This window comes from Microbacterium testaceum StLB037, from assembly GCF_008763945.1.
Taxonomy (GTDB): Bacteria; Actinomycetota; Actinomycetes; order Actinomycetales; family Microbacteriaceae; genus Microbacterium; species Microbacterium testaceum_G.
In genome coordinates this window covers 1,022,817-1,049,105 of the sequence record NZ_VTQH01000001.1, presented here as the reverse complement: position 1 = coordinate 1,049,105, position 26,289 = coordinate 1,022,817, and the positions used below count along the sequence as shown (strand labels likewise).

Sequence of the window (26,289 nt, the reverse complement as noted above, 5' to 3'; positions counted from 1 at the left end):
ACGCTAGTGGCGCGCGCGGCCCGGGTCGAGAAGGAAGCGGCGGGCGGGTCAGTCCTGCGCCACCCGCGCGGCGATGTCGGTGCGGTACTGCCCGCCTTCGAGGCCGATGCGCTCGAGCCCCGTGTAGGCCGCCTCGCGTGCCTCGCCGAAGGTCGTGCCGGTCGCGACGACGCTGAGCACGCGCCCGCCCGTCGCGACGAGGTCGCCGTCGCGCAGCGCGGTCGCGGCGTGAGCCACGTGGACGCCGTCGACCTCCTCGGCCTCGTCGATGCCCGTCAATACTCGGCCGGTGAGGGGCGCCTCGGGATAGCCCTCGCTCGCGAGCACGACGGTGACGGCGGTGGCCTCCGCGAATGCGGGACGCGGCTCGTCCTCGAGCGTGCCCGAGGCCGCCGCCAGCAGCAGGCGCGACAGGGGGTCGATGAGACGGGGGAGCACGACCTGCGTCTCGGGGTCACCGAAACGGGCGTTGAACTCGATGACCTTCACGCCCTGCTCGGTGAGGATGAGCCCGGCGTAGAGGAGCCCGATGAAGGGGGTGCCCTCGGCATCCATCTGGCGGATGACGGGCTCGGCAATGTCGCGCGTGACCTGCGCGACGAACTCGTCCTCTCCGCCGAAGCGCTCGGTCAGCCACGGCAGCGGCGAGTATGCGCCCATGCCGCCGGTGTTGGGGCCTTCGTCGCCGTCGCGCAGGCGCTTGAAGTCCTGGGCGGGGCTGAGGGGGGCGACGTGGTCGCCGTCGCTGAGGAAGAACAGCGACACCTCGGGGCCGGAGAGGAACTCCTCGACCAGCACCGCGCCGGTGGGCAGGTAGGTCTCGGCGTGGTCGAGGGCGGCGGCGCGGTCGGAGGTCACGATGACGCCCTTACCGGCGGCGAGCCCGTCGGCCTTGACGACATAGGGGGCACCGAACCGGTCGAGGGCGGCTTCGACGGTGGCCGTATCGTGAGCGCGGACGGCTCCTCCGGTGGGGACGCCCGCGGCATCCATGATCCGCTTCGCGTAGGTCTTCGAGCCCTCGAGCTGTGCCGCGGCCTTGCCCGGGCCGAACACGGGGATGCCGTGCGCGCGCAGAGGATCGGCGACGCCGGCGACCAGGGGAGCCTCGGGCCCGACGACGACGAGGTCGATCGCCTCGCTCTTGGCGAAGGTCAGCACGGCGGTGGGGTCCATCGGGTCGAGGTCGACCAGGTGCGCCTCGCGCGCGATCCCGGCGTTGCCGGGGGCGGCGAAGATCGCGTGCGACTCCTCCTCGGAGCGCAGCGCGAGGATGATGGCGTGCTCGCGCGCGCCCGAACCGAGGACCAGGATTCTCACGCGGACAGCCTACCGAGCGCGGGGTCTCGCCCTCGCGTCGGTGCGCGCTTGCTCAGTCATTCACACACGCTCAGTCGGTGGGGGCGGGGTGCGTGTGAGGTTGTGCGAATCGCGGAGGTTGTGTTCGTTCCTCGTGGGGCGTGCTGCGTGGGTCAGCGATCTGCGCAGGATCAGCCCTCGGGGGCCGGATGCCACTGAGTTTGTGCGGATTGCTGAGGTTATGCAGGCGGGCCTCGGTGCGCGGGAGATGCGCGCAGGCTCAGTTATCTGCGCAAGCTCACTCCGCGAGGGCCGGATGCCGCTGAATGTGTGCGAATCGCTGAGGTTCTACGGGCGGAACACACGCCTCGACACCGCCCACGGCCCGCACCGACCCGCCGCGAGTAGCGTGGATGCCATGCCTCCCCGCCGCATCGAGACCGGAGACGGCCGTGCCGCGCTCGCCGCCGTCGCCGCCGGAGACGCCCCGCGCCCCGCGACCGCCACGGCCGTGCGCTACCTGCTGCAGCTGCTCGTCGAGAAGGCTCCCGGCAACTCGGTCGAGATGCGCGTGCCGCCGTTCGGCGCCGTGCAGGTGATCGAGGGGCCCCGGCACACCCGCGGCACGCCCCCGAACGTGGTCGAGACCGACGCCGCGACGTGGATCGCCGTCGCCACGGGCCAGGAGAAGTGGGCGGATGCCGTGACCGCCGGCCGCATCGTCGCCTCCGGCGTCCGCGCCGACCTCAGCGCTCTGCTGCCACTGCGGCCCTAAGTCGGGCCCCGGCATCCGCGGCCCACCGTCGAAAGCACACGATCCGCCCGAGATCACCGGAACGGGCCGTGCGAAGTCGTATGCGCTCGGGCGGAACGTGTGATCTCGAGCGGTGGTCGGCGCCCGCGTCAGCGCCGCACCGGGTCCCCGCCGCCGGCGAGGAAGCGCTCGAGATCGCGGCGCGTGGGGGCTGCTTCCCAGTCGCCGGGAACGAGGCAGGCCATCGCGCCGCAGGCGTTGGCGCGCACCAGCGTGTCGGTCACGTCGAGGCCCTCGAGGTGGGCGCTGAGGTAGCCCGCGACGAACGCGTCGCCCGCGCCGACGGTGTCGAGCGGCTCGATCACGAACCCCGGAGCCTCGGTGGCACCGTCGGGGGTGAAAACCACCGCACCATCGGGGCCGCGCTTGACCACCACCTGCGCCACTCCCTCATCAAGGAGCGACTCCGCGGCATCCGGGGTCATCAGGGCGAACTCCTCGACCCCGCCGAACACGAGGGTCGACATCGTCGCGATCTCGCGGAGGATCGGGCCGGCGACCTCCGGGGCGGCCAGGGCGGAGCGGTAGTTGACATCGAAGCTGACGGGAACGCCGGCCGCGCGGGCGCGCGCGACGGCCGCGAGCACGGTGGCGCGGGCGGTGTCGGACAGCAGGGGCGTGATGCCCGTGACGTGCAGCAGATCGGCGCCTTCGATCCATCCCGCCGGAACGTCGTCGGGCGCGAGACGCGACCCCGCCGACCCACGGCGGTAGTAGTGGACGGCGGTGGATGCCGCGGACGGGCGTTCCTTGAGCATCAGGCCCGTCGGGGCCTCGGCGTCGACGATCGCGCGCACGTCGAGTCCTTCTCCGCGTAGCTCTCGCGCGATGCGCTCGCCGAGGGGGTCGTCACCGACGCGGCCGAGCCACGCGGCGTCGACGCCCAGGCGATGTAAGCCGACGGCGACGTTGGTCTCGGCGCCCCCGATGCCGAGGGCGAGGCCCGCGGCATGCCGGAGCGAGCCGACCTCGGTCGTGCGGGCGAGCGCCATCGTCTCGCCGAGGGTGACGACGCGGGTCACGCGGCTGCGTCCGATCCTGCGCACACCGCGACGAACCGTTCGGCGCGCTCGCGGAGCGCGCCCAGGTCGCCGCCGCGGAACGCGTCGCCGAGCAGCGGTCCGCCGACGCTGACCGCCACGGCGCCCGCCGCGAGCCAGGCGGCCGCGCTGTCGGCATCCACCCCTCCCGAGGGGATGACGACGATGTCGGGGAACGGTCCGCGCAGGTCCTTCAGGTAGCCGGGGCCGACCTGACCCGCGGGGAACACCTTGACCGCCGACGCGCCCGCAGACCACGACGCGAACAGCTCGGTGGGAGTGAGACCGCCGGGGACGATCGGCATGCCCGCGGCGACGGCGCGCTCGACGAGGGCGGTCGAGGTGATCGGGGTGACGACGTAGTCCGCGCCGACGGCGATCGCGCGCTCGAGCTGGTCGAGGTCCGTGACCGTGCCGATCCCGAGGTCGCCGTCGAAAGACGAGCGCAGGTCGGTGAATGCGTCGAAGGTACCGGGGGTGGTGAGGGTCAGCTCGATGCTCTGCACCCCCGCCGCGGCGAGCGAGGCCAGCACGGGCGCGTAGTCCGATGCGGCCGAAGCCCGGGCGACGACGATGAGCTTCGACGAAACGGTGCGGAAGGGAAGCTCACCAGTCATGGACGGTCCCATCGAGCAGGCGGTTCACGGGCAGGTACGCCTTCGTGTACTCGAACGCACCGGCGGCCTCTTCGTCGAGCTCGACGCCGAGGCCCGGCTGGTCGCCGGGGTGCAGGAAGCCCTTGTCGAAGGTGAACGAGGTCTGGAACACCTCGAGCGTCTGCTCGTTGTGCGGCATGTACTCCTGGATGCCGAAGTTGTGGATCGCGAGGTCGAGGTGAAGGGCTGCCGCCATGCCGACGGGCGAGATGTCTGTGGGGCCGTGGATGCCGGAGCGGATGCCGTAGATCGCGGCGAAGTCCAGCAGCTTCTTCATCGCGGTGATGCCGCCGGTGTGGGTCACGGCCGAGCGAACGTAGTCGATCAGGCGCTCGGTGATGAGCGTCTGGTAGTCGTACACGGTGTTGAACACCTCGCCGATCGCGAGCGGGGTCGTCGAGTGCTGGCGGATGAGGCGCAGCGCCGTCTGGTCTTCGCCGGGGGTGGCGTCTTCGAGCCAGAACAGGTCGTAGGGCTCGACGTCCTTGGCGAAGCGCGCCGCCTCGATGGGCGACATGCGGTGGTGGCCGTCGTGGAGGATGCGCAGGTCGGTGCCGAACTCCTCGCGGATCTTCGAGAAGACCCCGGGCATGTGGTTGAGGTACTGGCGCGTGTCCCAGGTCTCTTCGGCGGGGCGGTCGCCCGAGCGCTTCGCGGGCTCGTAGTCGTACCGCACGCCGGGACCGGATGCCGAGACGCCGTAGATCTGTCCGAGGCCGGGGACGCCCGTCTGCACGCGCACGGCGGTGAAGCCGAGCTCGCGGTACCCGGTGATGGCGTTCGAGAGGGCCTCGAAATCGGTGCCCGAGGCGTGGGCGTAGACGCGCACGCCGTCGCGGCTCGCGCCTCCGAGCAGCTGGTACAGCGGCATCCCGGCCTTCTTGGCCTTGATGTCCCACAGCGCCATGTCGACCGCGGCGATCGCGGCCATGGTCACCGGTCCGCGGCGCCAGTACGCCCCGCGGTACAGGTACTGCCAGGTGTCTTCGATGCGGTCCTCGTCGCGGCCGATGAGCATCGAGGCGAGGTGGTCGGAGAGGTACGACGCCACCGACAGCTCGCGGCCGTTGAGGGTGGCGTCTCCCCAGCCGACGACGCCGTCGCTCGTGGTGATCTTCAGGGTGACGAAGTTGCGGCCGGGGCTGGTGACGATGACGTCGACGGAGGCGATGCTCATATGCGGACTTTCTGGCGGAGGGGGCGGGTCGGAGTGGGGCGCGATTCGTGGCCCCGGGGCGCTGGAGGTGGCAGCGCCGCACACACGGGGGCGCCGGACATGGTCCCGGGGCGTCGAACGTGGACCCGGGGCCATGTCCGGCGCCCCGAGGGGACGCGCAGGAGGGGAGGGATGCCGGGCGGGTCCGCCGTCACGAACCCGCCCGGGGCACGGGGCGCCCGAGAGCGCCCCCGCGCGGGATCACATCGCGGGGCGAGGATCCCGCAGATCGCGACCGGTCCACTCGGGGGCCACGATCGCGGCGACCAGGGCCGACGCGGTGAAGACGCCCATGAGCACCATGATCGGCACGATGCTGCCGGTGGCGGCGGCCACCCACGCGGCGGCGATGACCGGACCGATGCCCGTGGCGACGATCGCGGCGATCTCGCGCACGACAGCGGTGAGGGTGTAGCGGTTGCGGGCGCCGAAGATCTCGGGGATCGAGATGTTCTCCATCGACGCCAGGCCCAGCACCGAGATGTTGTGGATGAGCGCGTAGCCGACGAAGATCGCACCGACCTCGCGGGAGTTGATCATCAGCAGCGTCGGCACGATCAGCACCAGCGACAGCGCCGACATGACGATGTACATGCGGCGGCGGCCGAACTTGTCGCCGAGGAAGCCGACGAGCGGGATCGTGAGGAAGCCGATCAGCGACGAGACGATGACGATCTCGGGGCCGACCTCCTTCGAGATCGCGAGGGTGATCGTGATGAACGAGATGAGGTACGTCTGCACGATGCCGGAGTTGCCGGCCTGACCGAAGCGCAGGAAGAACGACACGAGCACGGCTTTGAGGGGCTTCTTCTGCAGCGACTCGAGCGTGCGGATGTCGTTGGTCTCGGTGGCGACCTTGTGCAGCTCGGCGCGCGAGAGCGCCTTACCGTCGACGACGTCGGTGCGCTCCTCGAAGACGGGGCTCTCCTTGAGGTTGAAGCGCACCCACAGGGCGAAGAGCATGATGACGGCGCTGCCGATGAAGGGGATGCGCCAGCCCCACGCGATGACGTCGCTCTCCATCATCACGGCGAGCAGGATCGCCCAGATGCCCGAGGCGAACAGCGTTCCGCAGTTGGTGCCGAGCGCGACGAGCGAGGCGACGATGCCGCGGCGGTTGTCGGGGGCGTACTCGGCGAGCATGACGCCCGCGCCCGAGATCTCGGCACCGGCGCCGAAGCCCTGCGCGAGGCGGAGGACCACCAGGAGGATCGGGGCGAGGATGCCGACCTGCTCGTAGGTGGGCAGCACGCCGATCAGGGTGGTCGCGGCGCCCATCAGCAGGATCGTGTAGAACAGCACCTGCTTGCGGCCGATCTTGTCGCCGATGCGGGCGAAGAAGAACGCGCCGACCGGGCGGGCCACGTAGCCCACGCCGTAGGTCGCCATCGCGAGCACGACCGCCATCGCGGCGTCGCCGCCGGCGAAGAAGATCTGGCTGAACACGAGGGCTGCGGCGAGCGAGTAGAGCTGGAAGTCCATGAACTCCAGCGCGGTGCCGAGCCAGCCCGAGACGGCGGCGCGGGCGAGGTCGCCGACGGACCGTTTGGCGACGGGCGGCGACGTCGAGGCGTCGACGCCGGGGGCGGATGAGCTGCTCATCGGATTACTCCTTCGTAGGTGATGCGTAGCGGGATCGCTGGGTGTCGGGGGATGTTCAGGGGCCCGCTCAGAGGGCGAGCAGGACTTTGGCGGATGCCGAGGAGTCCCGCGCCACGGCGAACGCGCTGACCGCGTCGGCGGCGGGGACGACGTGCGACACGACGGTGTCGAGCGCGTCGGTCGAGGCGAGCATCGCGATGGCGTCGTCGATCTCGCTCGAGAAGCGGAAGGCCCCGCGCAGCGTCAGCTCCTTCGCGAGCATCGGGGCGAGGTTCACCCCGAGCTCGGCGTCCGGAAGCATGCCCACCTGCACGACGGTGCCGGCGCGGCGAGCGGCGCGGACGGCCTGGGTGAGGGCCACACCGACGCCGGAGCACTCGAAGACGACGTCGAACGACTCGTTCTCGATCGTGTCGGTGCCCACGAGGAAGGTTTCGGCCGCGCCCAGGGCGCGAGCGCGTTCGAGGGGCTCGGGGCGCACGTCGCTCGCGGCGACCAGGTCGGCTCCCGCGTGCACGGCGGCTGCCGCGACGAGCAGGCCGATGGGGCCGGAGCCGATCACGAGCGCCCGCTTGCCCGAGAGGTCGCCCGCGAGGCTCACCGCGTGAATGGCGACGGCCAGGGGCTCGGCGAGGGCGGCGCGCTCGAGCGACAGCCCCTCGGGCAGCACGCGGATCATGTGCTCCTCGACCACGAGCAGCTCGGCGGCTCCGCCCTGTCGGTGCGGGAAGCCCGCGGCGCTGCCGAGGTAGTCGCCGCCCGCGCGCAGGTGCGGGCGCTCCTCGAGGCCCGGCACCGAGGGGCCGAAGCGCGCGGGGTGCACGGTGACGGGCGTGCCCGGCGCGAGGCGACCCGAGGGGTCGAGGTCGACCTCGGCCGACAGTTCGTGACCGGGGGTCAGGGGCTCGCGCACCGCGTACTCGCCGTTCTTGCCGTGGAAGTAGTAGTGCAGGTCCGACCCGCAGATGCCGACGTAGCGCACGCGCAGCCGCACCTCGCCGTCACCGGGTTCGGGGGTGGGACGGTCTTCCCAGCGGATGTCCTCCGCGGCGTGGATCGCGAGGAGCTTCATCGCGTCTCCTTCGAGTCTGTGCGCCCGGGTGGGCGCGGGTGGGTTCAGGGGGAGGTGGGGGCGAAGGTGCCGGATGCCGAGAGACTCTCGGCGATCGCGCTGTCGATGCCCCGCTCGACGATCGTGTCGAGAAGGTCGCCGACGCGGTCGACGAAGGCGGTGCGGTGTGCGAGGTCTTCGCCGAACAGCTGCAGCTCGACGATCGCGCGGGCGGCGAGGTCGCGGCCGCCGCGGGCGGCGACGGCGGTGAGGCGCTCCCGCGCCGGATCGGTCATCGCCGCAGCGTGAGGGCCGGGGTCGAAGCCCGCGGGCGGAGCGATGCACGCGAGGTACGCGGCCACGGTGAGGGCGATCAGGTGAGGGAACTCTCCCCGCTCGAACGCCTGGGCGACCGGGCCGGGGATACGCTGGCCGAGCTTGACCGATCCGTCGGAGCCGACCTGGCTCGTGCGGTGTCCGAGAGCGCTGTTGCCCCAGCGGGCGAACAGGTCGCGCTCGTACGCGGCGATGTCGACACCGCGCGGGGCGGTGACCGAGGGCTCGTACTCGCCCCGCAGGATCGCGGTGGCGGCGGCTTCGACGTCGGCCAGGCCGATGGCATCCGGGATCGTGGGAACCCCGCGCAGGGCGCCGAGGTAGGCGATCAGAGAGTGCGTGCCGTTGAGCAGGCGCACCTTGAGCAATTCGTACGCGCCCACCTCGTCGGTGAACACCGCGCCTCCGGCTTCCCACGCGGGGCGACCGCCCGCGAAGCGATCTTCGATCGCCCACATCGTGAACGGTTCGGCGGGCACGGGCACCTCGTCGCGGACGCCGAGGAGGGCGGCGACGCGATCGGTGAGCTCGGGGGTGGTGGAGGGGACGATGCGATCGACCATGCTCGAGGGGAAGGTCACCGCGCGGTCGAGGTAGGCCAGGGCGTCGGCCGACTCGGCATCCGGAAGCTCCTGCAGGAAGGCCCGCACGAGCTTCTCGGTGTGCGAGCCGTTCGACAGGAGGTTGTCGCAGCTCAGAATCGCGATCGGTTCACCGCCCGTCGCGGCCCGGCGCTGCAGTCCGCGGGCGAGCTGTCCGATGGTCGAGCGAGGCGCGGCTCCGCTCAGGTCGGCGGCGACGAGGGGGTCGGCGACGTCGAGGCGCTGGGTGGCGTTGGAGTAGCTGTAGCCGTTCTCGGTCACCGTGAGCGTCGCGATGCGAATGCGCGGGTCGGCGAGATCGGCCACCACGCGGTCCGGGTCGTCGGCGGCGACATACGAATCGGTGTGCACCCCGGGGATGTCGAGGGTCGTGCCGGCGGGCGAGATCGTCGCCACGGAGTACAGGTGATCCTGCGCGTGCAGGGCGTCGACGACCCGGCGCGAGCGCGAGGCGACGCCGACGATGCCCCAGCCGCCGCCCTCCGCGCGCATCGCGGCGGCGGTGTAGACGGCCTGATGGGCGCGGTGGAAACTGCCGAGTCCGAGGTGCACGATGCCGGCGCCGGAGGGCGCGGCCGTCGCGTCGCTGCGCTCGAGTCGGGCGCTCACGCGCGCGCTCCCGTCTGCGCGGCGGGGCTCGACCGGGGGAGATCGTCGATGATCGGCATGTAAGCAGTGTGCAGGGTTTGTACAAACTTGTCAAAGGTTTTCAGGTCGGCATGCACGATGATGGAACGAACGCAGAGAGACGGTGGGGATGGCGGCGAATCTGACCGAGGTGGCACGGCACGCGGGCGTGTCGATCGCCACGGCGTCGCGCGCCTTCGGCGAGCCCGACCGGCTCGCACCCGCCACTCTGGACCGCGTGCGCCGGGCCGCGGCCGAGCTGGGGTACGCGACGACTCAGGCTGCGGTCGGCACGCGCACGATCGCCGTCGTGGTCCCGGATGCCGCGAACCCGGTCTACGCGACCCTGCTCAAGGCAATACAGGGTCAGGCCTGGCACGGACGTCACCGCATCGTGCTGTTCGACGCCGACGAGGATCTGCGCCGTGAACGCGAGGCAATCGAGCTCGGGTGTCGCACGGACGGGTTGTTGCTGTGCTCGCCCCGCCTCCCCGAGCGAGAGGTGCTCGATCTCGTCGGCGAGACGCCGCACGTCATCGTGAACCGCGTCATCGACGGCGCCGTGTGCGTGGTGATGGACGCCGAGCGCGGCCCGACCCAGGCGGTCGAACACCTCTCGGCCCTGGGGCACGACCACATCGCCTATGCGTCGGGGCCGCACGGCTCATGGGCCGACGAGCAGCGCGCCGACGCCGTGGCGCGCGCGTGCGAGCGGTTCGGCATCCGCCTGACACGGTTGAGCAACCACGCGGCATCCATCCAGGGCGGACGAGCGGGAGCAGCGGCGGCCGTCGCCAGCGGTGCCACCGCGGTCATCGCCTACAACGACCTCGTCGCACTCGGTCTCGAGGCCGGTATGGCCGAGCTCGGTCGCGCGTGCCCCGACGACGTCAGCCTCGTGGGCATCGACGACATCGAGCTCGCCGGTGCCGTCACGCCGAGCCTCACCACCGTGCGCATGCCCATCACCCGCGCGGGGGCCCTGGCCGTCGATCTCCTGCTGCAGGCCATGGGGGGCACCGTCTCTCCAGAAGAGACCGTGCTGCCGTCGCAGTTGATCGTGCGCGGTTCGACGGCCCCTCCGCGCGCTCCTCGGTGACCCCCCTGCCCTCACCAGAACACACGGTCCGCACGAGATCACGCGGCAACCGGCGCCCATTCGCTGTGATCTCGAGCCGTTCGTGTGATCTCGGCGGCAGTCCCCGCCCGCACCCCGCAGATAAACGCTCACCGCACTGGCAAACGCTCGCGGAGGGCGTTTCCCAGTGCAGCGAGCGTTTATCCCGCCTGGGGCCCCGGGCCCGGCCCTCGCCCGGCCCGCCGCACCCCGGCCCTTCTCGACGGCGAGAGACAGCGACCCCGAGACGGCGCGGCGGTGGGAGAATGGGCATATGGCCGAGCAGCCCGCCCCCGAACGACCGTCCTCCTCTCACGACGAGCGACAGACGCTGACGGTCCGTCGCGCCCCGAAGTACGGCGTGTTCTTGGCGGCCGGAGCGTTCCTCGGCATCCTCGTCGCTCTGCTGCTCACCGTCCTCATCGACGGGTCCGACATCAGCCCCTACACGCAGGTCGTGTACTCGCAGATGCAGGTCTTCGGCTTCACCGCGCTGATCTTCGTGGTGCTCGGCGTCGCGGTCGGCGCGGTCGTCGCGCTGATCTTCGAGCGCACGGTCGGCGGGCGCACCCGCCAGGTCACCGTCGCGCACGAGCAGCACGGCGCCTGAGCCCCGGCCGCCCGAACCCGGCCGTCCGCCGGAGCCCTGACCCGGCGCCCCCACCCGCCCAAGCCCGGCCGTCCGCCAGCGCGCCCACCCGCCCGTCAGGCCAGTTCGGCGATGATCGGGTGGATCGCGGCGTCGAAGGCGGCGACGTCGCCGCGCAAGCCGTCGGTCACCGCGACGGTGAGCGAGCCGATCCACCACACGCCCCGCTGCGCCAACGGGAGCACCTGCACGTTCAGCTCGAACGAGTGCGCGCGCCGGCCGACCGTCCGCTCGTGCGCGGCGATCGCGCTCGCGTAGGCGCGGTACGACACCCCGGGCCGGGCAGCGGCCTCGCGGGAATACCGGTCGTGGGCGAGCCGGGCGAAGTCGACGGCGTCGTCGGCGTGCGCCCGGATCGCCGCGCGCAGCGTCTCCGAGCCCTCGACCGGAAGGGTCACCAGCGTCTCGAACCCGTCGATCAGCTCGAGCGGCACGGGGGAGGGGTGCGCCTGCGGCTCCACCGTCATCGCCCAGTATTCGCGCCACTCGCGTTCGAGCTGCGCTTGCGTGGCATCCGTCCGCTCATCCACCCAGGGCGGGGGGACGCGTCGCAGCGCGGGAAGTTCTTCGGGAGAACGGATGCCGAGAACCTGGCGCAGATAGAGCGCGACGAGTACCGATTGCGCCGCGTCCTCGCGGATCACCCACTCCGGCCGACCGCCCGTCATGGCGTCATTGTAAGGAGCGGGAGGAGTCCGAGGGATGGGCCTTGCGCCGGGACCGCGGTGCCCGCGCGTGTCCGCCCCGGGTAGTCTGTTGCGGTGGCTTCCGCTCCCCACGAAAACCCGTACTCCGCCGCAGGCGTCGATACCGCCGCCGGAGATCTCGCCGTCGAACTGATGAAGTCGGCCGTGCGTCGCACGCACGGGCCCGAGGTGCTCGGTGGGGTCGGCGGTTTCGCCGGTCTCTTCGACGCCTCCGCGCTGCGCGACTACACGCGCCCCCTGCTCGCGACCAGCACCGACGGCGTCGGCACGAAGGTCGCGATCGCGCAGGCGATCGACAAGCACGACACGATCGGCGAAGACCTCGTCGGCATGGTCGTCGACGACATCGTCGTGGTCGGCGCCCGTCCGCTGTTCATGACCGACTACATCGCGTGCGGCAAGGTCGTCCCGCAGCGCATCGCCGACATCGTCGCGGGCATCGCCCGCGGCTGTGCGATGACCGGCACGGCGCTCGTCGGCGGCGAGACCGCCGAGCACCCGGGCCTGCTCGGCATCGACGACTACGACGTCGCGGGCGCGGCGACCGGCGTCGTCGAGGCCGACCGCATGCTCGGCGCCGATCGCGTCCGAGCGGGCGACGTCGTGCTGGCCCTCGCCTCGAGCGGCCTGCACTCCAACGGCTACTCGCTCGTGCGCCACATCATCACCGGTGCGGGCATCGCCTACGGCGCGGCCTCGGCCGAGCTCGGCGGCACCTGGGGCGAGGCGCTCCTCGAGCCCACGCGCCTGTACACCTCGCCGCTGCTGCGCCTGCTCGACGACGGGGCGGTGGGTGCCGGCATCCATTCGCTCAGTCATGTCACCGGGGGCGGGATCGCCGCCAACCTCGCGCGCGTGCTCCCGCAGGACAGCTGGGTCGATGTCGACCGCTCGACCTGGAGCCCCTCGCCGGTGTTCCGGGTGCTCGCGGAGATGGGCGGGCTCGAGCTCACCGCGACCGAAGGGACGTGGAACCTCGGCATCGGCTTCCTCGCCGTCGTCGCCCCCGAGGTGGCGGATGCCGCGACCGCGGCGCTGCAGGCAGACGGAATCGCCACGTGGCAGGTCGGCGTCGTCCGCGACGGCGCGCGCCCGGACGGCGAGTACGAACAGGGCGCGAAGGGCGTCGACGGGGGCGCGGTGCGCCTGGTCGGAACCTACGCGGATGCCGGTGCGCCGGCGAACGGAGCGATCTAACACCCCATGTGCGGCATCGTCGGCATGGCCGGGCAGGGCCCGGTCAACCAGGAGATCTACGACGCGCTCCTGCTCCTCCAGCACCGGGGACAGGACTCCACGGGCATGGCCACGGCCGAGTCCAGCGGCGTGTTCCACATCCACAAGGCGCGCGGCCAGGTGCGCGAGGCCTTCCGCACCCGCGACATGCGCGCCCTGCTCGGCGACATCGGTCTCGGTCACGTGCGGTACGCCACCAAGGGCACCGCGTCGAACGAAGAAGAGGCGCAGCCCTTCTACGTCAACGCGCCGTACGGCATCGTGCTCGTGCACAACGGCAACCTCACGAATACGCGCGAGCTGACCACCGAGCTCTTCCACAAGGACCGCCGTCACCTCAACACCAGCAGCGACACCGAGCTGCTCGTGAACATCCTCGGCTCCGAGCTGCAGTCCGAGATCACCGGTCCCGACCTCGACCCGGCCCAGGTGTTTCGCGCCGTTTCACGCGTGCACGAGCGCGTCGAGGGCTCGTACGCCTCGATCGCCCTCATCGCGGGGTACGGGTTGCTCGCGTTCCGCGACCCGTTCGGCATCCGGCCCCTCATCCTCGGCAAGCGTGCCGCGGCCCACGTGCCGGGCGGAGAGCCACGCGACGAGTACATCGTGGCGTCGGAGTCGCTGGTGCTCGAGAACGCCGGCTTCGAGGTCGTGCGCGACGTGCTCCCCGGCGAGGCGGTATTCATCACGCTCGACGGCACGCTGCACGCGCAGCAGTGCGCCGAGAATCCCACGCTCGCGCCGTGCTCGTTCGAGTACGTCTACCTCGCCCGCCCCGACTCGGTCATGAACGGCGTCTCGGTCTACGAGACGCGCCTGCGCATGGGCGAGCGCCTGGCCGACACGGTCGCGAAGTACACCCCCGCGGGGGCGATCGACGTGGTCATGCCGATCCCCGACTCCGCGCGTCCGGCGGCGATGCAGGTGGCCCGCAAGCTCGGCATCGAGTACCGCGAGGGCTTCTACAAGAACCGCTACGTCGGCCGCACCTTCATCATGCCGGGGCAGGCGGTGCGCAAGAAGAGCGTGCGCCAGAAGCTCAACGCGATGTCGACGGAGTTCCAGGGCAAGAACGTGCTGCTGGTCGACGACTCGATCGTGCGCGGCACCACCAGTCGCGAGATCATCCAGATGGCTCGGGATGCCGGGGCCAAGAGCGTGACGTTCGCGTCGGCCGCCCCGCCGGTGCGGTATCCCCACGTGTACGGCATCAACATGCCCTCGCGTCATGAGCTCGTGGCCCACGGCCGGACGATCCCCGAGATCGCCGAAGAGCTTGGCTGCGACTACCTCGTGTACCAGGAGGTCGACGACCTGAAGGCTGCGATCATGGAGGGCACCGACCTGGTCGACCTCGACATGAGCTGCTTCGACGGGCGGTACGTCACGGGCACCGTGTCGGAGGAGTACCTCGCCTGGGTCGAGGGCAGTCAGGAGTCTTGACCCGCCGTCGCGCGGGAACCATCGCCCTCGCCGCGACGGCGATCGTGCTGCTCGCGCTGACGCTGCGGATCGCCGTCGCCTCGCTCTCGCCCCTGCTGACGCGCATCGGCGAGGAGTTCCCCCTCCCCGCCGCGGTCGTGGGACTGATCGGCATGACGCCCCCGGTCGCCTTCGCCCTGGCCGGCATGGTGACCCCGGCGATCGAACGACGTCTGGGGCTCGAGCGCTCGGTGCTGATCGCGGCGGCCACGGCGGCGCTCATGCTGGTGCTGCGTGCGGTCGCCGTCGATGCGTGGTCGCTGCTCGGCGCGACGGCGGGGGTGTTCGCCGCGGTGGGGGTGGCGAACGTGCTGATCCCGACCGTGGTCAAGAAGTACTTCCCCGAGCGCATCGGCGTCATGACGACCGTCTACAGCACGGCGATGGCGGTGGCGACCTTCACGCCTCCGCTCGTGGCGGTGCCCCTCGCCGACGCCGTGGGATGGCGCGGTTCGTTCGTGACCTGGGCCGTGGTGGCGCTGGTCGCGGTCGCCCCGTGGGTCGCTCTGAACCTGCGTGCGCGGGCGTCGCGTCGTGACGCGGTCGACGAGCCGCGCGCGGCCGTGCTGTCGCGGATCGTGCGGGTGCCGCAGACCTGGGCCCTGGTCATCACGTTCGGCGTCAACTCCTCGGTCGCGTACGCGATGTTCGCATGGATGCCGCCCCTGCTCATCGACGTCGCGGGAGTGGATGCCGCGGAAGCGGGCGGACTGCTCGCCCTCTTCTCGTTCATGGGGCTACCGGTGTCGCTTCTCGTGCCGCTGCTCGTGGCGCGCCTGGGTCGCACGACGCCGTTCTACGTGGTCGCCGTCGCGGGCGGACTGACGGGCGTCATCGGCCTGCTGGTGGCACCCTCGGCGGCGACGGTGCTGTGGGTGGTGCTCATCGGCATCCCGCCGCTGATGTTCCCGCTCGCGCTGACGCTGTTCGGCCTGCGCACCCGCTCGCACGACACGACCGTCGCCCTCAGCGGCTTCGTGCAGAGCGTCGGATACGGCTTCGCGGCGCTGATGCCCCTCGCCATCGGCGTGACCCACGAGCTCACCGGTGGGTGGACTGCGGGACTCGTGCTGATCGGGGTCGCGTTGCTGCTCGTCGTCCCCGCGGCGATCATCATGGTGCGCCGCGAGAGCGTGGAGGAAGCGTGGGAGCGGCGCACGGGGCTGACCTGGTAGCTGACGAACAGTCCTGTCGATACGGGTGAACCTGCGGGTGAGGTTGCATTCGGGTCACCGTCGGGGTCGTCCGGCGTGCGCGCAGAGAGGGCGCGTCGGTGGTGACCGCTCTATCGCTTCCGGCCCATTCGCGGGTGATTCGAGGTGCGTCGCGCTGCGTCATCCTGAGCGGTGACCCCGCCCATGATGGGCCCGACGAAAGAACTGCCGATGCCCGCCGACACCCCTCTCTCCCGACGTACGCTGCTGCAGGCCTCGGCCTGGTCGGTGCCGGCGATCGTCGCCGCCACGGCCGTCCCCGCCTACGCCGCCTCGGGCGGACAGATCGCCTTCGCCGCGGTGCCCGAAGAGAGCACGAGCTGCCGGGCCACGACCGAAGACCTCACCGCCCAGCTGACGGGCTCGAGCGTGGCGGGCGAGCTGGTGCAGTTCACGCTGTCGTCCGGGTGGACGTGGGCCCGCGGGAGCGGTTCGTACGTGTCCGACGGCGCGGGAGTCGTCACGGTCCCCGCGGGCGACATCGTCGCCGGCGTCGGCGACGGGAGCGTGCAGGCGACCTGGAGTTCGGCGACCGCGTCCGCGGTGCTCCCGTTGACGCTGACCGGGCCCCTGACCTCCACCGCCGCCGATGTCGCAGCGGGTATCCCCACCGCGGACAACACCGAGATGATCCGCGTCGCGACCAACCAGGACGGCGCGGTCGTCGTCTCGGCGTCGACGGCCATCTGGAGCCGCGCCACGAGCACCGCGGCGTGGACCTCCGTGGGCACGGGGGCGGCGATCGGCATCGATCGGGCGGCCTACCTGCGCACGACCGCGCGACAAGGGGCGTGGTGGATCCGCGGCGGAGAGCTGATGTTCGGCAGCGCGCCCGACACCCTCGGCGGGCAGAGCAACGACGGATTCACCCGTGTCTTCGCGATGGCCTCCATCGGCGTCGCCGTGCGCTCGAACGGCGACGTGTGGAAGTACGACGACGCGAACGGGTTCGTCTTCCTCGGTGCGGGAGGGGCGACCGGCCCGAGCCAGCTCGCGGTCTTGGTGTCGCCGACGCCGTCCGCGCTGTGGCTGAAGTCCGGCGTCATCTACGCCGACTCCGCTCCCGCCTCGCTCCCCGCGGGAGAGAACTCCGGCTTTCTTCGTCTGTACTCCAGCGGCGGTGGCGCCGTCGCCGTCGGCGCGACGGGAGCCCTGTGGACCTGGACCGAGGCCGCGGGGTGGGAAGCCGTCGACACCGGCGCCTCGACCGCCGCGGGACAGGGGACCTATCTTCGCGACAAGGCGCCGGACGAGACGGACTGGTACAACGACGCCCCGATGTGGATCTCGAACGGCGAACTCAGGTACGCGGACGGCCCGGCGAGCATCTCGGACAACGAGGACTTCGTGCGGCTCGCAGGAACGTCGAACGGCGAGTTCGTCCTCGCGGCCAAGGGCAACCGCATGCTGTGGATGTGGGACTACGCCACGACCTGGGAGCAGCTGACGACGGACGCCGCCCCCGGCGCGGGCCAGTTCGCGGTCGACGGGTCGTCGAAGACGCCGTACTGGATCACCCCGCGCAGCAGCTGCTGACACGAGCGAAGGGCGGCGACGTAACCGTCGCCGCCCTTCGGCGTATCTGGCGTGCGGGTACGACACTCAGCGGGTACGACGATCACACGACCGTGCACCGACGTGCGAGCGGTACGAGAACGAGCGGGAAGGCGTCAGGCCTTCTCGTTGTCGTACTCGTCGCTGTACTGGTCGGCCCACTTGTCGACGTACGCGTCTTCACCCGGAGCGGGTGCACCCAACTCGCGCTCGAGAGCCGAGTAGTTCACCGAGTAGGTGTCGTACTTCAGCTCACGGGCGATCTTGGTGTTCTTCGCCTTCTGACGGCCACGCCCCATGCGAGACCCCCTCACGATCGACGTCGAGGGCCGGCTGTGGGCCCTGCGTATTGCGGTTCCGGACCGAGCCGGTAAGAGTAACACCCAGGATATCACGGCGCATTCCGGCCGAGCCGTCGAGCGCCGGCGGCCGGGTCCACCGCCGTCGTCGAGAGGAGCCGCCATGACCGACCAGCCCCGTGCGCACGCCGGAAACGGCACCGTGATCGCGGGTGTCGTGCCCGGGCAGTCCGTCCGCGTCGTGCGCGAGGCCGCCCACTACGCGGCGCTCGCCCACGCCGAGCTGGTCGTCGCCTATGTCGACACGACGCGCTTCGTGGCCTTCGAAGACCCCGACGGGTACGTGCACTCGTCCACCGTCGACGTCGCCGGGGTCGCGGCCAAGGCCGCGCTCGACGAGGTGCGCCGCATGGCCACCGAGGCGCTGGCGGGCAGCGGTGTCTCGTGGAGCGTGCGCCAGGTCATCGGCGATCCGGCCCTGGCGCTCATCCAGCTCGCCGACGAGGTCGAGGCATCGGTCATCGTGGTCGGCACCCGCAAGCGCGGCCTCGGCGAATCGCTGCGCGAGTTCCTCACCGGCTCGGTGGCTGCGCGGCTGAGTCACCGCCAGCGCCGACCGGTTCTCGTGGTGCCGCAGGGCGAACCGGTCGGCGCGGAGGATCAGCTGCCGTGGGAGTGACGGCCTAGCCGCGCATCGCCCGCGCGACCGCGTCGGACGCCTGCGCCAGCGCCGACTCGATCTCATCGACTCCGGATGCCGCGAGCTCCCCGCCGCGCGCCACGTGCGCCCGCAGTTCCGAGCGCACGCGCCCGCGGAACTCGTTGATCGCGGCATCGGCGCGAGAGAGCTGTTCGCGGCTGCGCGATCGCGCGTCGTCGACCGGGGTCGACTGCGACTGCGCATGCTCCCGCTCTTCGCGCGAGGCGGCGGCGAGGTCGGCGCGAAGGCTCCGCATGGCGTCGCGGACGCTGCCGCGCACCTCGTCGGCGATCAGGCGGACGCTGTCGGCGAGACCGGCCTGGATGCCCTCCAGGTCGCCCGAACGCGTCGCGACCTCGGTGCGACCGGCATCCGTGATCTCGTAGACGGTCTTCCGGCCGTCGACGGTCTTGGTGACCAGGCCCTCTTCCTCGAGCTTGGACAGGCGCGGGTAGATGGTGCCGGCGGAGGGGGAGTACGTCCCACCCGTACGCTCCGAGAGAGCCTGCATGAGGTCGTAGCCGTGGCGGGGAGCCTCGTCGAGCAGACTGAGGATGTACAGGCGCAGGTCGCCGTGCGAGAAGACGGGGCTCATCACCACTCCTCCTCTCCGGCGAGTTCCTCGGGACGCAGGCCCGAGATTCCGCGGCGGAGCACCGTGATCTCGCCCGAGACCGTGTTGGCGCGGACGTCGACGAACGAGCCCGCGAGGGCGCCGGTCGAACCGGTGTAGTTGGTCGGACCCTTGCCCGAGCGCACTTGACCGTCGATCTGGACGCGACCGCTGACCGAGCGCGACACGTAGTTGGCGGCCAGGGAGCGGTCGAGGCGGATCGTGGCGGTGCCGCTGACGGAGTTGAGCGAGATCGCGTGCGTCGGTCCCGTCGAATCGACGAGCATCGCACCCGAGACGGTGTCGATCGAGGCCTTGGTGATGCGGCCGGTGGCGGCGACGTCGCCCGAGACGCTGTTGGCGCTCAGGGCGCCGTCGAGCTCGCGCACCTGCACGTCGCCCGAGACGGCGTTGAGGTCGACGTCTCCCGCGAGTCCGTCGACGATGATGTCGCCCGAAACGGTGTTCAGGCGCACGTCGGTGCGCAGGCCCGAGACCAGAGCGCTCGCGCTCACGACGCCGAGGGTCAGGGCGACCGTGCGGGGGACCGCGACACTGACCTCGGCCTTCGGGCCGCCCGCGCCGAAGTTGCGGAACACCTCGAGGAAGTTGTCCCACCGCAGCTGCGGGTGATCGATCTCGAGGCGGCCGTCGACCATCTCGATGCGCAGGTCTTTGACGGTGACCCCGTGCACCTCGACGCGGGCGTCGGGTTCGTCGTGCGCGATGACGTCGACCTGGCCACCGACCAGGCCGATCTTCAGCTCGCGCACCGAATCGATGTCGATGACGCGCGTCTCGCCGGGGTGGACGATCCATTTCTCCATGGCGGTTTCTCCTCACTCGCGATATATCGCGTTAGGGCGAGTATCGCGATATATCTCGAGTTCGTCAACCCCTCGCGTGGAGGACCCGATTCGGCCGGCAGCGCGTTGTCAACCCCGATCGCCGCGGATCGAGCTCGCCCGTAGCGTCAGGATCCCCGACGGAAGGAGACGGTCATGCCGCAAGGGCGAGGATCCAACAGCCTGAAGGACCCCGGTCTGTACGAGGAGCTGCGCAAGCAGGGGGACTCGAAAGAGAAGGCCGCGCGCATCTCGAACGCCGCGGCTGCTCAGGGGCGCGACAAGGTCGGCGAGAAGGGCGGTCACGCCGAGAACTACGAGGACCGCACCGTCGCCGAACTGAAGAAGCGCGCCAAGGACCTCGGTCTGACGGGGTACTCGGGCAAGAAGAAGGCGGAGCTCATCGACATGCTCCGCAACCACTGACGCGATGGCGCGACTCGTCCGCGTACGCCCCTACGAAGACCCCGGCTACCGCCGAGTGCGTTCCGGATCGGGCTTCCGCTTCGTCGACCACACCGGGGCGTCCGTCCCGGAGCGCGAGGCCGAACGCGCGCGGGGTCTGGTCATCCCGCCCGCGTGGCGTGAGGTGTGGATCGCGCGCGAACCCAACGCGCACATCCAGGCCGTCGGCACCGATGAGGCCGGGCGGCGGCAGTACACCTACCACGCCGACTGGTCCAAGCGGCAGGACAAGGGCAAGTTCGCCCGCGCGCTGCAGCTCGCCGAGGCCCTGCCCCGGGCGCGCGCCCGCGTGACCCAGTCGCTCCGCCGTGCCGAGGCGGACCGCGAGCGGGTGCTGGCGGTGTCGTTCCGCTTCCTCGACCTGGTCGCCCCGCGCGTCGGCAACGCCCGGTACTTCGTGACGAACGGCAGCCGCGGCTTGACGACCCTGCAGAGGCGGGATGCCACGGTCGACGGCGACCTGATCCGCCTGTCGTTCCCCGCGAAGAGCGGCAAACGCGCGGAGCTCTCGCTGCGCGATGCGGAGCTGGCATCCATCGTCGAAGAACTCGCCCTCGGGCGCTCGCGCGCCGCGCTGCTGAGCTTCAAGCGCGGGCGCCGACGCGTGCCGCTCACTCCCGGCGACGTGAACGGCTACGTGCGCTCGCTCACGGGCGGGCCGTTCAGCGCGAAGGACTTCCGGACGCTGCGCGGCACGATCCTCGCGGCCGAGTCGCTCGCGAAGGCGGGGACGACGGGCGGCAAGAACGAACGCAAGAAGGCCGAGGTCGCGGCGGTCCGTGCCACTGCAGAGGCCCTGGGCAACACCCCGGCCGTCGCGAAGGCGAGCTATATCGACCCGCGCGTGTTCTCGCTGTACCGCAAGGGTCGGACGATGGAGCTCGGCGGGTCGAAGGACGCCGCGATCAGGCGGTTGATCCTGGGGGAGTGACCGGCTCGACGACGTCGGGCAGCTGCGGTACGGGCACGATCACGACGTCCTGCACCTTCCAGTCCAGGGCGACACAGCCTTCGCGCGCGCGTTCGATGTCGTCGAGCGACATCTTCTTCTTGCGTGGGACGACGAAGGCCTCGATGTGGAAGACGTGGCCCTGGTCGCGCACGCGCGTCCCCGCCGCCGACACCCAGGGGAGCTCGGCGAGGTACCGGTCCACGCGCTCCGCCAGCGGGTGCGGGCCCTTGTCGTCGAAGGTCGTCGCGCGCGCGTCCATGAGGTCGACGACCGCGGCGCGCAGATTGCCGACGCCGTCGTGGACGATGCTGACCGAGATGAAGATCGCGGCCGCGGCGTCCATCCACCACAGGCCGATGCCGATGCCGAGCACGCCCACGATGGTTCCCGCCGAGGTCATCCAGTCGGCCTCACCAGGAAGCCGACCGTGATCCACTCCAGGCGCACGGCTCGGCGGAGGACCTCGGCCTGCCGGTCGGGCAGCCGCGTCTGACCGAAGTGGACGCCTTCCCCGCTCACGGTGCGATCCCCCGGGTCTCGGCCTCGTCGACGAGGAAGGTCTCCAACCTCGACACGAAGGCGTTCTCGCCGAGCGGCACGAGCATCACGATTTTCACGCTCGACCCGTCGTCGAGCGGCGCTTCGGCGTAGGGACGGGTGATGCCCGCTTTGTTCGTCCACGGGGTCTGTTCGGTGATCCCCCCGGCGACGACATCGAGGTCGCCCTCCTCGAGGCCGCGCACGAGCGACTCCTCCGAGCCCACCGTCCACTCGACCTCCGCACCGAGCGAGCGGGCGAACTCCGTGAGGACCTCGACCTCGATTCCGGCCGGTCGGTCCGCACCCGCGCGCACCCACTCGCCGTTGGGCGAGACCCCCGCCCGCAGCACCCCTCCCTCGACGGCGTCGAGTGTCCCCTTGGGGTCGGAGGGAATCCGGATGCCGCAGCCCGAGAGCATCAGCACGGTGACGGCCGCAGCGGTCACGGCACGCAGTGTTCGTCGCATCGCGGTTCGTCGCATCGCGCTCCCTTCGCCGCCCGCATCCTGCTCGCGGGCGACCCGTGCTGTCTCGGGGGTTGCAGACGGCGGCCGGACGACTCCCGGCCGATGGCCGCCGTGGGCGTATGGTGGCGCGGTGAGCATATGGCGGGATGTCGTCCTGGTCGCCGTGGGCGGCGCGATCGGCACCGCGGTGCGCGCGGGACTCACCCTCGCATTCGGCGAAGACCTCGGCCCCGCCCTCGTGCCGATCATCAACGTCGTCGGGGCGTTCGCGATCGGCATTCTCTACGGCTGGAGGGCCCGGATGCCGGAATCCTCGCGCGCGCAGCGGGTGCAGCTGTTCATCGGCACCGGCATCCTCGGCGGGTTCACCACCTACAGCTCGCTCGCCGTCGAGTCGGCCGATCTCGCCCTGCTGTGGTGGGGTGTGGCGACGGTGATCGTGGGCACGGCGGCGGCCTGGGGTGGGGTTCTCCTCGGGCGTGGCCGGGTGAGCCGATGATGCCGCTCGTCTTCCTCGCCGTGGCGCTCGCCGGGGGCGTCGGGGCGGCCCTGCGGTACCTGCTCGATGTCGCCGTGCGTCAGCGGACGGGGGAGCGATTCCCCTGGGGCATTCTCGTCGTGAACCTGACCGGGGCGCTGGTGCTCGGCATCCTGAGCCCTCTCCCCGCCGACGAAGCGTGGCGATGGATCCTGGGGACGGGGCTGCTGGGGGGCTACACGACCTTCAGCGCCGTGGCCGTGACCACCGCCCTCCTCGCCGGAGAGGGGCGCACGCGCACCGCCGTGACGTACGCGGTGGCGTCGTTCGTCGGGTCGGTGATCGCGGCGGCTCTGGGGCTGACGATCGGCTCGGCTCTCTGAGCGCGCGGCGAGCCGGGCATCGGACCGGGCGTCGGAGGGGCATGGGATACTGAGCTTCGATACATTCCTGTATCGGACTTACCCGGAGGGTCTCCCCGTGTCGTATCTGGCCGTCCTGAGCCTGAAGAACCGCGCCCTCATCGCCCTCGTCACGATCGTCGCGGCGATCTTCGGCGGGCTCGCGTTGACCAGCCTCAAGCAGGAGCTCATCCCCTCGATCGAGTTCCCGCAGCTCGCCGTCGTCACGACCTACCCGGGCGCCTCGCCCGAGGTCGTCGAGACCGACGTGTCGACGCCGATCGAGAACGCCATCCGCGGCGTGGAGGGGCTCGAATCCACCACCGCGACGAGCACGACGAACTCGTCGATCGTGTCGGCGAAGTTCACCTACGGCACCGACCTCGCGGGGGCCCAGCAGAAGATCCTGGCCGCGATCGCGCGCATCAAAGACCAGCTGCCCGACTCGGCCGACACCACCGTGGCCTCGGCGAGCATCGACGACTTCCCCGTCATCCAGCTCGCTGTGACGGGATTCACCGACGCGCAGGCGACGCAGTCGATCCTTCAGAACAGCGTCGTGCCCGACCTCGAAGACGTCGCGGGCGTCAACGGCGCCCAGATCGTCGGCGGGACCGCCCAGCGCGTGACCATCACCCCCGACACGACGAAGCTCGCCGAGCGCGGCTTCAGTCAGCAGGCGATCACCGACGCCCTCGACGCGAACGGGGTGCTCTTCCCCGGCGGCTCGCTGACCGAGGGCGATCAGACACTCACCGTGCAGACGGGATCGAAGTTGACCAGCGTCGACGAGATCTCCGCGCTCCCGCTCGTTCCCACCGACGCCGCGCAGTTCCAGGCGGGCCAGACGAAGATCAGCGACGTCGCGACGGTCGCGCTCGAGCCCGACCCCGTGACAACCCTGTCGCGGGTCGACGGGCAGCCGGCCCTGACGATCGCCGTCACCAAGCTCCCCGCCGCCAACACCGTCGACGTCTCGCGGGGAGTGCTGGCGGCGCTTCCCGGCCTCGAATCCGAGCTCGGCCAGGGCGCGATGTTCACGGTCGTGTTCGACCAGGCGCCGTTCGTCGAGCAGTCGATCGAGGCTCTCGCCCAGGAGGGGCTCCTCGGTCTCGTCTTCGCCGTCATCGTGATCCTGGTCTTCCTCTTGTCGGTGCGCTCGACGCTCGTGACGGCGATCTCGATTCCGACGAGCGTGCTCATCACCTTCGTGGGGCTCCAGGCGTTCGGCTACTCGCTGAACATCTTGACCCTCGGTGCCCTCACCATCGCGATCGGCCGCGTCGTCGACGACTCGATCGTTGTGATCGAGAACATCAAGCGGCACTACGTCGGCGACGCCGACAAGATCCCGACGATCGTGCGAGCGGTGCGCGAGGTCGCGGCGGCCATCACGGCGTCCACGATCACCTCCGTCGCGGTCTTCCTCCCGATCGCCTTCGTGGGGGATGTGACCGGCGAACTGTTCCGGCCCTTCGCGCTGACCGTGACGATCGCGATGGCGGCGTCGCTGCTCGTTTCGCTCACCATCGTGCCCGTGCTCGCGTCGTGGTTCCTGCGGCCCGGAACGGTGATCCGTGATGCCGAGGGCAACCCGGTCGACCCCGAATCGCCGACCGCGCCGCCCTCGCGCCTGCAGAAGGCCTACGTCCCGGTGCTGCGCTGGACGCTGAAGCACTCGTGGGTCACCCTCACTCTCGCCGTTCTCGTGCTCGGCGGAACGCTCGCGTCGGTCCCCCTGCTCAAGACCGACTTCCTCGGCGACTCCGGCCAGAACACCTTCACCGTGACGCAGAGGATCGGCTCCGCCCCGAGCCTGGATGCCGAGGACGCGGCGGCCCAGAAGGTCGAGGCGGTTCTGCTCGACACCGCCGGCGTCCAGACCGTGCAGACCTCGATCGGCTCGAGCGGCTCCGCTCTGCGCGATGCGTTCTCGGGCGGAGGCTCGGGCATCACGTACTCGATCACCTCGGAGTCGGGCGTCGACCAGGTCGAGCTCCGCGACCGCGTTCGTACCGAGCTCGAGGCGCTGCCCGACGCGGGCGACATCCAGGTCGCGGCCTCCGGGGGCGGACTCGGCTCGGCCGGCATCACCGTCGACGTCACCGCGGCCGACGGTCAGTCGCTGCAGCAGGCGAGCGACGCGGTGGTGGCGAGCCTGCAGGGGCGAGACGGCATCGGCCAGGTCACCAGCAGCCTCTCGGCATCCCTTCCCTTCATCTCGGTGCGCGTCGACCGCGACGCCGCGTCGGAGCGCGGGCTCTCGGAGCGCGCGGTGGGCGCCCTCGTCTCGGCAGCTCAGCAGCCGCGGCAGGCCGGCACCGTCGAGATCGACGGGCGCGGGGTCACCGTCTACGTCGCCACCGCTGATTCGCCGAAGACGATCGACGATCTGCGGGCGCTCGAGATCCCCAGTGCGCGCGGCACCGTGCGTCTCGACGAGATCGCCACGGTGGAGCAGAGCCAGACCCCGCCCTCCATCTCGACCGCGCGCGGTCTGCAGACGGCCACCATCACCGTGACCCCCACGACCGACGACCTCGGCAGCTCCTCGTCGACGGTGAACGCGGCGCTCGCCGACACCGCCCTGCCGCAGGGCGCCACCGCCGAGGTGGGCGGTTCGGTCACCGACCAGGCGGATGCCTTCGGTCAGCTCGGCCTCGCCCTGCTCGCGGCGATCCTCATCGTCTACGTCGTGATGGTGGCGACCTTCAAGTCGCTGCGACAGCCGCTCGAGCTGCTCGTGTCGGTGCCCTTCGCGGCGACCGGAGCCATCCTCATGCTGCTCGTCACCGGGGTGCCGCTCGGGGTCGCGGGCATGATCGGCGCGCTGATGCTCGTCGGCATCGTCGTGACCAACGCGATCGTGCTCATCGACCTCGTGAACCAGTACCGCGCCCGCGGCCTGAGCGTTCTCGAGGCCACGGTCATCGGCGGTGCGCGACGCCTGCGCCCGATCCTCATGACGGCCCTCGCGGCGATCTTCGCCCTGGTGCCGATGGCGCTCGGGATCACCGGACACGGCGGCTTCATCTCGCAGCCGCTCGCGGTCGTCGTGATCGGCGGACTCGTGTCGTCGACCGTGCTGACGCTGCTCGTGCTGCCGACGCTCTACAACCTCATCGAAGGAGCGAGCGAGCGGCGCCGCGAGCGGCGGGCGGCGCGAGAGGCAGAGCCCGTCGCGCCGACGGCCGACGACGGGCACCCGCTGAGCCGCCGCGAGCTGCGCGAGAAGCACTGACCCCCGGTCGTCGGGATGCCGTCTGTCGGCGTCCCGACGGCGGTGCGGTCAGCGTCGAGACACGCCGACGGTCGCGGGTCGGCGTA

Annotated in this window: 27 protein-coding genes; 13 read left to right on the top strand and 14 right to left on the bottom strand. The window is 71.0% G+C overall.

The window, feature by feature from the left end; genetic code table 11:
- Positions 1-48 precede the first annotated feature (48 nt).
- Entirely contained in the window at positions 49-1,320 is a 1,272-nt protein-coding gene (gene purD, locus F9B98_RS04885) for a phosphoribosylamine--glycine ligase (RefSeq protein ID WP_150953630.1), read from the bottom strand.
- Between the two features lie 397 nt (positions 1,321-1,717).
- Here purD and F9B98_RS04880 point away from each other — a divergent pair, with 397 nt between their 5' ends.
- Positions 1,718-2,074 carry a sterol carrier family protein gene (locus tag F9B98_RS04880; protein ID WP_056225751.1) on the top strand — a complete coding sequence of 119 codons (357 nt, stop codon included), beginning with the start codon at positions 1,718-1,720 and terminating at the stop codon, positions 2,072-2,074.
- 128 nt (positions 2,075-2,202) lie between these two features.
- Here the strand turns inward: F9B98_RS04880 and F9B98_RS04875 are convergent, their stop codons facing one another.
- From F9B98_RS04875 to F9B98_RS04850, 6 genes are all read right to left on the bottom strand, one after another.
- Positions 2,203-3,135: a sugar kinase gene (locus tag F9B98_RS04875; protein WP_150953626.1), complete on the bottom strand. Its 933-nt coding sequence runs from the start codon at positions 3,133-3,135 to the stop codon at positions 2,203-2,205.
- Positions 3,132-3,770 carry a bifunctional 4-hydroxy-2-oxoglutarate aldolase/2-dehydro-3-deoxy-phosphogluconate aldolase gene (locus F9B98_RS04870; protein WP_150953623.1) on the bottom strand — a complete coding sequence of 213 codons (639 nt, stop codon included), beginning with the start codon at positions 3,768-3,770 and terminating at the stop codon, positions 3,132-3,134. The genes F9B98_RS04875 and F9B98_RS04870 overlap by 4 nt, the downstream gene beginning before the upstream one ends.
- On the bottom strand, positions 3,760-4,986 hold the full coding sequence (manD, locus tag F9B98_RS04865; RefSeq protein ID WP_150953620.1) for a D-mannonate dehydratase ManD: 1,227 nt from the start codon (positions 4,984-4,986) through the stop codon (positions 3,760-3,762). The genes F9B98_RS04870 and manD overlap by 11 nt, the downstream gene beginning before the upstream one ends.
- Positions 4,987-5,226: 240 nt before the next feature.
- Positions 5,227-6,627, bottom strand: a complete 1,401-nt coding sequence (locus F9B98_RS04860) for an MFS transporter (RefSeq protein ID WP_150953617.1) — start codon at positions 6,625-6,627, stop codon at positions 5,227-5,229.
- A 67-nt stretch (positions 6,628-6,694) separates the two neighbouring features.
- Positions 6,695-7,699 carry an L-idonate 5-dehydrogenase gene (locus tag F9B98_RS04855; RefSeq protein WP_150953612.1) on the bottom strand — a complete coding sequence of 335 codons (1,005 nt, stop codon included), beginning with the start codon at positions 7,697-7,699 and terminating at the stop codon, positions 6,695-6,697.
- Between the two features lie 44 nt (positions 7,700-7,743).
- Entirely contained in the window at positions 7,744-9,225 is a 1,482-nt protein-coding gene (locus F9B98_RS04850) for a mannitol dehydrogenase family protein (RefSeq protein ID WP_150953609.1), read from the bottom strand.
- A gap of 148 nt (positions 9,226-9,373) precedes the next feature.
- Between F9B98_RS04850 and F9B98_RS04845 the strand changes: the two genes are divergently transcribed.
- Positions 9,374-10,342 carry a LacI family DNA-binding transcriptional regulator gene (locus F9B98_RS04845; RefSeq protein WP_150953606.1) on the top strand — a complete coding sequence of 323 codons (969 nt, stop codon included), beginning with the start codon at positions 9,374-9,376 and terminating at the stop codon, positions 10,340-10,342.
- A 292-nt stretch (positions 10,343-10,634) separates the two neighbouring features.
- Complete coding sequence (locus F9B98_RS04840; protein WP_150953603.1) at positions 10,635-10,970, top strand: potassium transporter Trk; 336 nt, start codon at positions 10,635-10,637, stop codon at positions 10,968-10,970.
- Between the two features lie 95 nt (positions 10,971-11,065).
- Here the strand turns inward: F9B98_RS04840 and F9B98_RS04835 are convergent, their stop codons facing one another.
- A complete protein-coding gene (locus F9B98_RS04835; RefSeq protein WP_150953600.1) occupies positions 11,066-11,677 on the bottom strand; it encodes a zinc-binding alcohol dehydrogenase in 612 nt (203 codons plus the stop codon).
- Between the two features lie 93 nt (positions 11,678-11,770).
- Here F9B98_RS04835 and purM point away from each other — a divergent pair, with 93 nt between their 5' ends.
- The 4 genes from purM to F9B98_RS04815 all read left to right on the top strand — a co-directional run bounded on the left by purM (position 11,771) and on the right by F9B98_RS04815 (position 17,184).
- Positions 11,771-12,913: a phosphoribosylformylglycinamidine cyclo-ligase gene (purM, locus tag F9B98_RS04830; RefSeq protein ID WP_150953597.1), complete on the top strand. Its 1,143-nt coding sequence runs from the start codon at positions 11,771-11,773 to the stop codon at positions 12,911-12,913.
- A gap of 6 nt (positions 12,914-12,919) precedes the next feature.
- Positions 12,920-14,395 carry an amidophosphoribosyltransferase gene (gene purF, locus F9B98_RS04825; RefSeq protein WP_150953594.1) on the top strand — a complete coding sequence of 492 codons (1,476 nt, stop codon included), beginning with the start codon at positions 12,920-12,922 and terminating at the stop codon, positions 14,393-14,395.
- Positions 14,392-15,609: a CynX/NimT family MFS transporter gene (locus F9B98_RS04820; RefSeq protein ID WP_150953591.1), complete on the top strand. Its 1,218-nt coding sequence runs from the start codon at positions 14,392-14,394 to the stop codon at positions 15,607-15,609. Before purF ends, F9B98_RS04820 begins: the two co-directional genes overlap by 4 nt.
- Positions 15,610-15,819: 210 nt before the next feature.
- Positions 15,820-17,184, top strand: coding sequence for a hypothetical protein (locus tag F9B98_RS04815; RefSeq protein ID WP_150953588.1), 1,365 nt, complete (start codon positions 15,820-15,822; stop codon positions 17,182-17,184).
- A gap of 134 nt (positions 17,185-17,318) precedes the next feature.
- Here F9B98_RS04815 and F9B98_RS04810 read toward each other — a convergent pair whose 3' ends face one another.
- Positions 17,319-17,501 carry a DUF3073 domain-containing protein gene (locus F9B98_RS04810; protein ID WP_056225789.1) on the bottom strand — a complete coding sequence of 61 codons (183 nt, stop codon included), beginning with the start codon at positions 17,499-17,501 and terminating at the stop codon, positions 17,319-17,321.
- A 163-nt stretch (positions 17,502-17,664) separates the two neighbouring features.
- Between F9B98_RS04810 and F9B98_RS04805 the strand changes: the two genes are divergently transcribed.
- The gene (locus F9B98_RS04805; RefSeq protein WP_150953585.1) at positions 17,665-18,180 is read left to right on the top strand and encodes a universal stress protein; all 516 of its coding nucleotides are present in this window, start codon (positions 17,665-17,667) and stop codon (positions 18,178-18,180) included.
- A 4-nt stretch (positions 18,181-18,184) separates the two neighbouring features.
- Here F9B98_RS04805 and F9B98_RS04800 read toward each other — a convergent pair whose 3' ends face one another.
- Both F9B98_RS04800 and F9B98_RS04795 read right to left on the bottom strand, forming a co-directional pair.
- The gene (locus F9B98_RS04800) at positions 18,185-18,796 is read right to left on the bottom strand and encodes a PadR family transcriptional regulator (protein ID WP_150953582.1); all 612 of its coding nucleotides are present in this window, start codon (positions 18,794-18,796) and stop codon (positions 18,185-18,187) included.
- Positions 18,796-19,641, bottom strand: a complete 846-nt coding sequence (locus tag F9B98_RS04795; RefSeq protein ID WP_150953579.1) for a DUF4097 family beta strand repeat-containing protein — start codon at positions 19,639-19,641, stop codon at positions 18,796-18,798. The genes F9B98_RS04800 and F9B98_RS04795 overlap by 1 nt, the downstream gene beginning before the upstream one ends.
- A gap of 174 nt (positions 19,642-19,815) precedes the next feature.
- Here F9B98_RS04795 and F9B98_RS04790 point away from each other — a divergent pair, with 174 nt between their 5' ends.
- Both F9B98_RS04790 and F9B98_RS04785 read left to right on the top strand, forming a co-directional pair.
- Entirely contained in the window at positions 19,816-20,085 is a 270-nt protein-coding gene (locus tag F9B98_RS04790) for a Rho termination factor N-terminal domain-containing protein (protein WP_150953576.1), read from the top strand.
- Between the two features lie 4 nt (positions 20,086-20,089).
- A complete protein-coding gene (locus F9B98_RS04785) occupies positions 20,090-21,055 on the top strand; it encodes a DNA topoisomerase IB (RefSeq protein WP_150953573.1) in 966 nt (321 codons plus the stop codon).
- On the opposite strand, the gene F9B98_RS04780 is transcribed toward F9B98_RS04785, so the two are convergent.
- From F9B98_RS04780 to F9B98_RS04775, 3 genes are read right to left on the bottom strand one after another with little or no spacing between them, the layout of a single operon-like run.
- Positions 21,030-21,476, bottom strand: coding sequence for a hypothetical protein (locus F9B98_RS04780; RefSeq protein ID WP_191966672.1), 447 nt, complete (start codon positions 21,474-21,476; stop codon positions 21,030-21,032). The two genes, F9B98_RS04785 and F9B98_RS04780, sit on opposite strands and share 26 nt — an antisense overlap.
- Entirely contained in the window at positions 21,473-21,595 is a 123-nt protein-coding gene (locus tag F9B98_RS16220) for a hypothetical protein (RefSeq protein WP_263641777.1), read from the bottom strand. Before F9B98_RS16220 ends, F9B98_RS04780 begins: the two co-directional genes overlap by 4 nt.
- A complete protein-coding gene (locus tag F9B98_RS04775) occupies positions 21,592-22,062 on the bottom strand; it encodes a transporter substrate-binding domain-containing protein (protein WP_225310221.1) in 471 nt (156 codons plus the stop codon). Before F9B98_RS04775 ends, F9B98_RS16220 begins: the two co-directional genes overlap by 4 nt.
- 151 nt (positions 22,063-22,213) lie before the next feature.
- On the opposite strand from F9B98_RS04775, the gene F9B98_RS04770 reads away from it, so the two are divergent.
- The 3 genes from F9B98_RS04770 to F9B98_RS04760 all read left to right on the top strand — a co-directional run bounded on the left by F9B98_RS04770 (position 22,214) and on the right by F9B98_RS04760 (position 26,203).
- Entirely contained in the window at positions 22,214-22,582 is a 369-nt protein-coding gene (locus F9B98_RS04770; RefSeq protein WP_225310220.1) for a fluoride efflux transporter FluC, read from the top strand.
- A complete protein-coding gene (gene crcB / locus F9B98_RS04765) occupies positions 22,579-22,944 on the top strand; it encodes a fluoride efflux transporter CrcB (protein ID WP_150953564.1) in 366 nt (121 codons plus the stop codon). Before F9B98_RS04770 ends, crcB begins: the two co-directional genes overlap by 4 nt.
- A gap of 97 nt (positions 22,945-23,041) precedes the next feature.
- Complete coding sequence (locus F9B98_RS04760; protein WP_150953561.1) at positions 23,042-26,203, top strand: efflux RND transporter permease subunit; 3,162 nt, start codon at positions 23,042-23,044, stop codon at positions 26,201-26,203.
- Positions 26,204-26,289 lie beyond the last annotated feature (86 nt).

What these genes read in the sequence shown, in the direction of transcription:
- F9B98_RS04780 (WP_191966672.1), bottom strand. Translation starts at nt 21,476, where the DNA reads ATGACCTCGGCGGGAACCATCGTGGGCGTGCTCGGCATCGGCATCGGC.
- F9B98_RS04795 (WP_150953579.1), bottom strand. Translation starts at nt 19,641, where the DNA reads ATGGAGAAATGGATCGTCCACCCCGGCGAGACGCGCGTCATCGACATC.
- F9B98_RS04805 (WP_150953585.1), top strand. Translation starts at nt 17,665, where the DNA reads ATGACCGACCAGCCCCGTGCGCACGCCGGAAACGGCACCGTGATCGCG.
- F9B98_RS04800 (WP_150953582.1), bottom strand. Translation starts at nt 18,796, where the DNA reads ATGAGCCCCGTCTTCTCGCACGGCGACCTGCGCCTGTACATCCTCAGT.
- purF (WP_150953594.1), top strand. Translation starts at nt 12,920, where the DNA reads ATGTGCGGCATCGTCGGCATGGCCGGGCAGGGCCCGGTCAACCAGGAG.
- F9B98_RS04840 (WP_150953603.1), top strand. Translation starts at nt 10,635, where the DNA reads ATGGCCGAGCAGCCCGCCCCCGAACGACCGTCCTCCTCTCACGACGAG.
- F9B98_RS04815 (WP_150953588.1), top strand. Translation starts at nt 15,820, where the DNA reads ATGCCCGCCGACACCCCTCTCTCCCGACGTACGCTGCTGCAGGCCTCG.
- F9B98_RS04870 (WP_150953623.1), bottom strand. Translation starts at nt 3,770, where the DNA reads ATGACTGGTGAGCTTCCCTTCCGCACCGTTTCGTCGAAGCTCATCGTC.
- F9B98_RS04810 (WP_056225789.1), bottom strand. Translation starts at nt 17,501, where the DNA reads ATGGGGCGTGGCCGTCAGAAGGCGAAGAACACCAAGATCGCCCGTGAG.
- F9B98_RS04835 (WP_150953600.1), bottom strand. Translation starts at nt 11,677, where the DNA reads ATGACGGGCGGTCGGCCGGAGTGGGTGATCCGCGAGGACGCGGCGCAA.
- F9B98_RS04845 (WP_150953606.1), top strand. Translation starts at nt 9,374, where the DNA reads ATGGCGGCGAATCTGACCGAGGTGGCACGGCACGCGGGCGTGTCGATC.
- F9B98_RS04785 (WP_150953573.1), top strand. Translation starts at nt 20,090, where the DNA reads ATGGCGCGACTCGTCCGCGTACGCCCCTACGAAGACCCCGGCTACCGC.
- F9B98_RS04855 (WP_150953612.1), bottom strand. Translation starts at nt 7,699, where the DNA reads ATGAAGCTCCTCGCGATCCACGCCGCGGAGGACATCCGCTGGGAAGAC.
- F9B98_RS04790 (WP_150953576.1), top strand. Translation starts at nt 19,816, where the DNA reads ATGCCGCAAGGGCGAGGATCCAACAGCCTGAAGGACCCCGGTCTGTAC.
- manD (WP_150953620.1), bottom strand. Translation starts at nt 4,986, where the DNA reads ATGAGCATCGCCTCCGTCGACGTCATCGTCACCAGCCCCGGCCGCAAC.
- F9B98_RS04860 (WP_150953617.1), bottom strand. Translation starts at nt 6,627, where the DNA reads ATGAGCAGCTCATCCGCCCCCGGCGTCGACGCCTCGACGTCGCCGCCC.
- F9B98_RS04880 (WP_056225751.1), top strand. Translation starts at nt 1,718, where the DNA reads ATGCCTCCCCGCCGCATCGAGACCGGAGACGGCCGTGCCGCGCTCGCC.
- crcB (WP_150953564.1), top strand. Translation starts at nt 22,579, where the DNA reads ATGATGCCGCTCGTCTTCCTCGCCGTGGCGCTCGCCGGGGGCGTCGGG.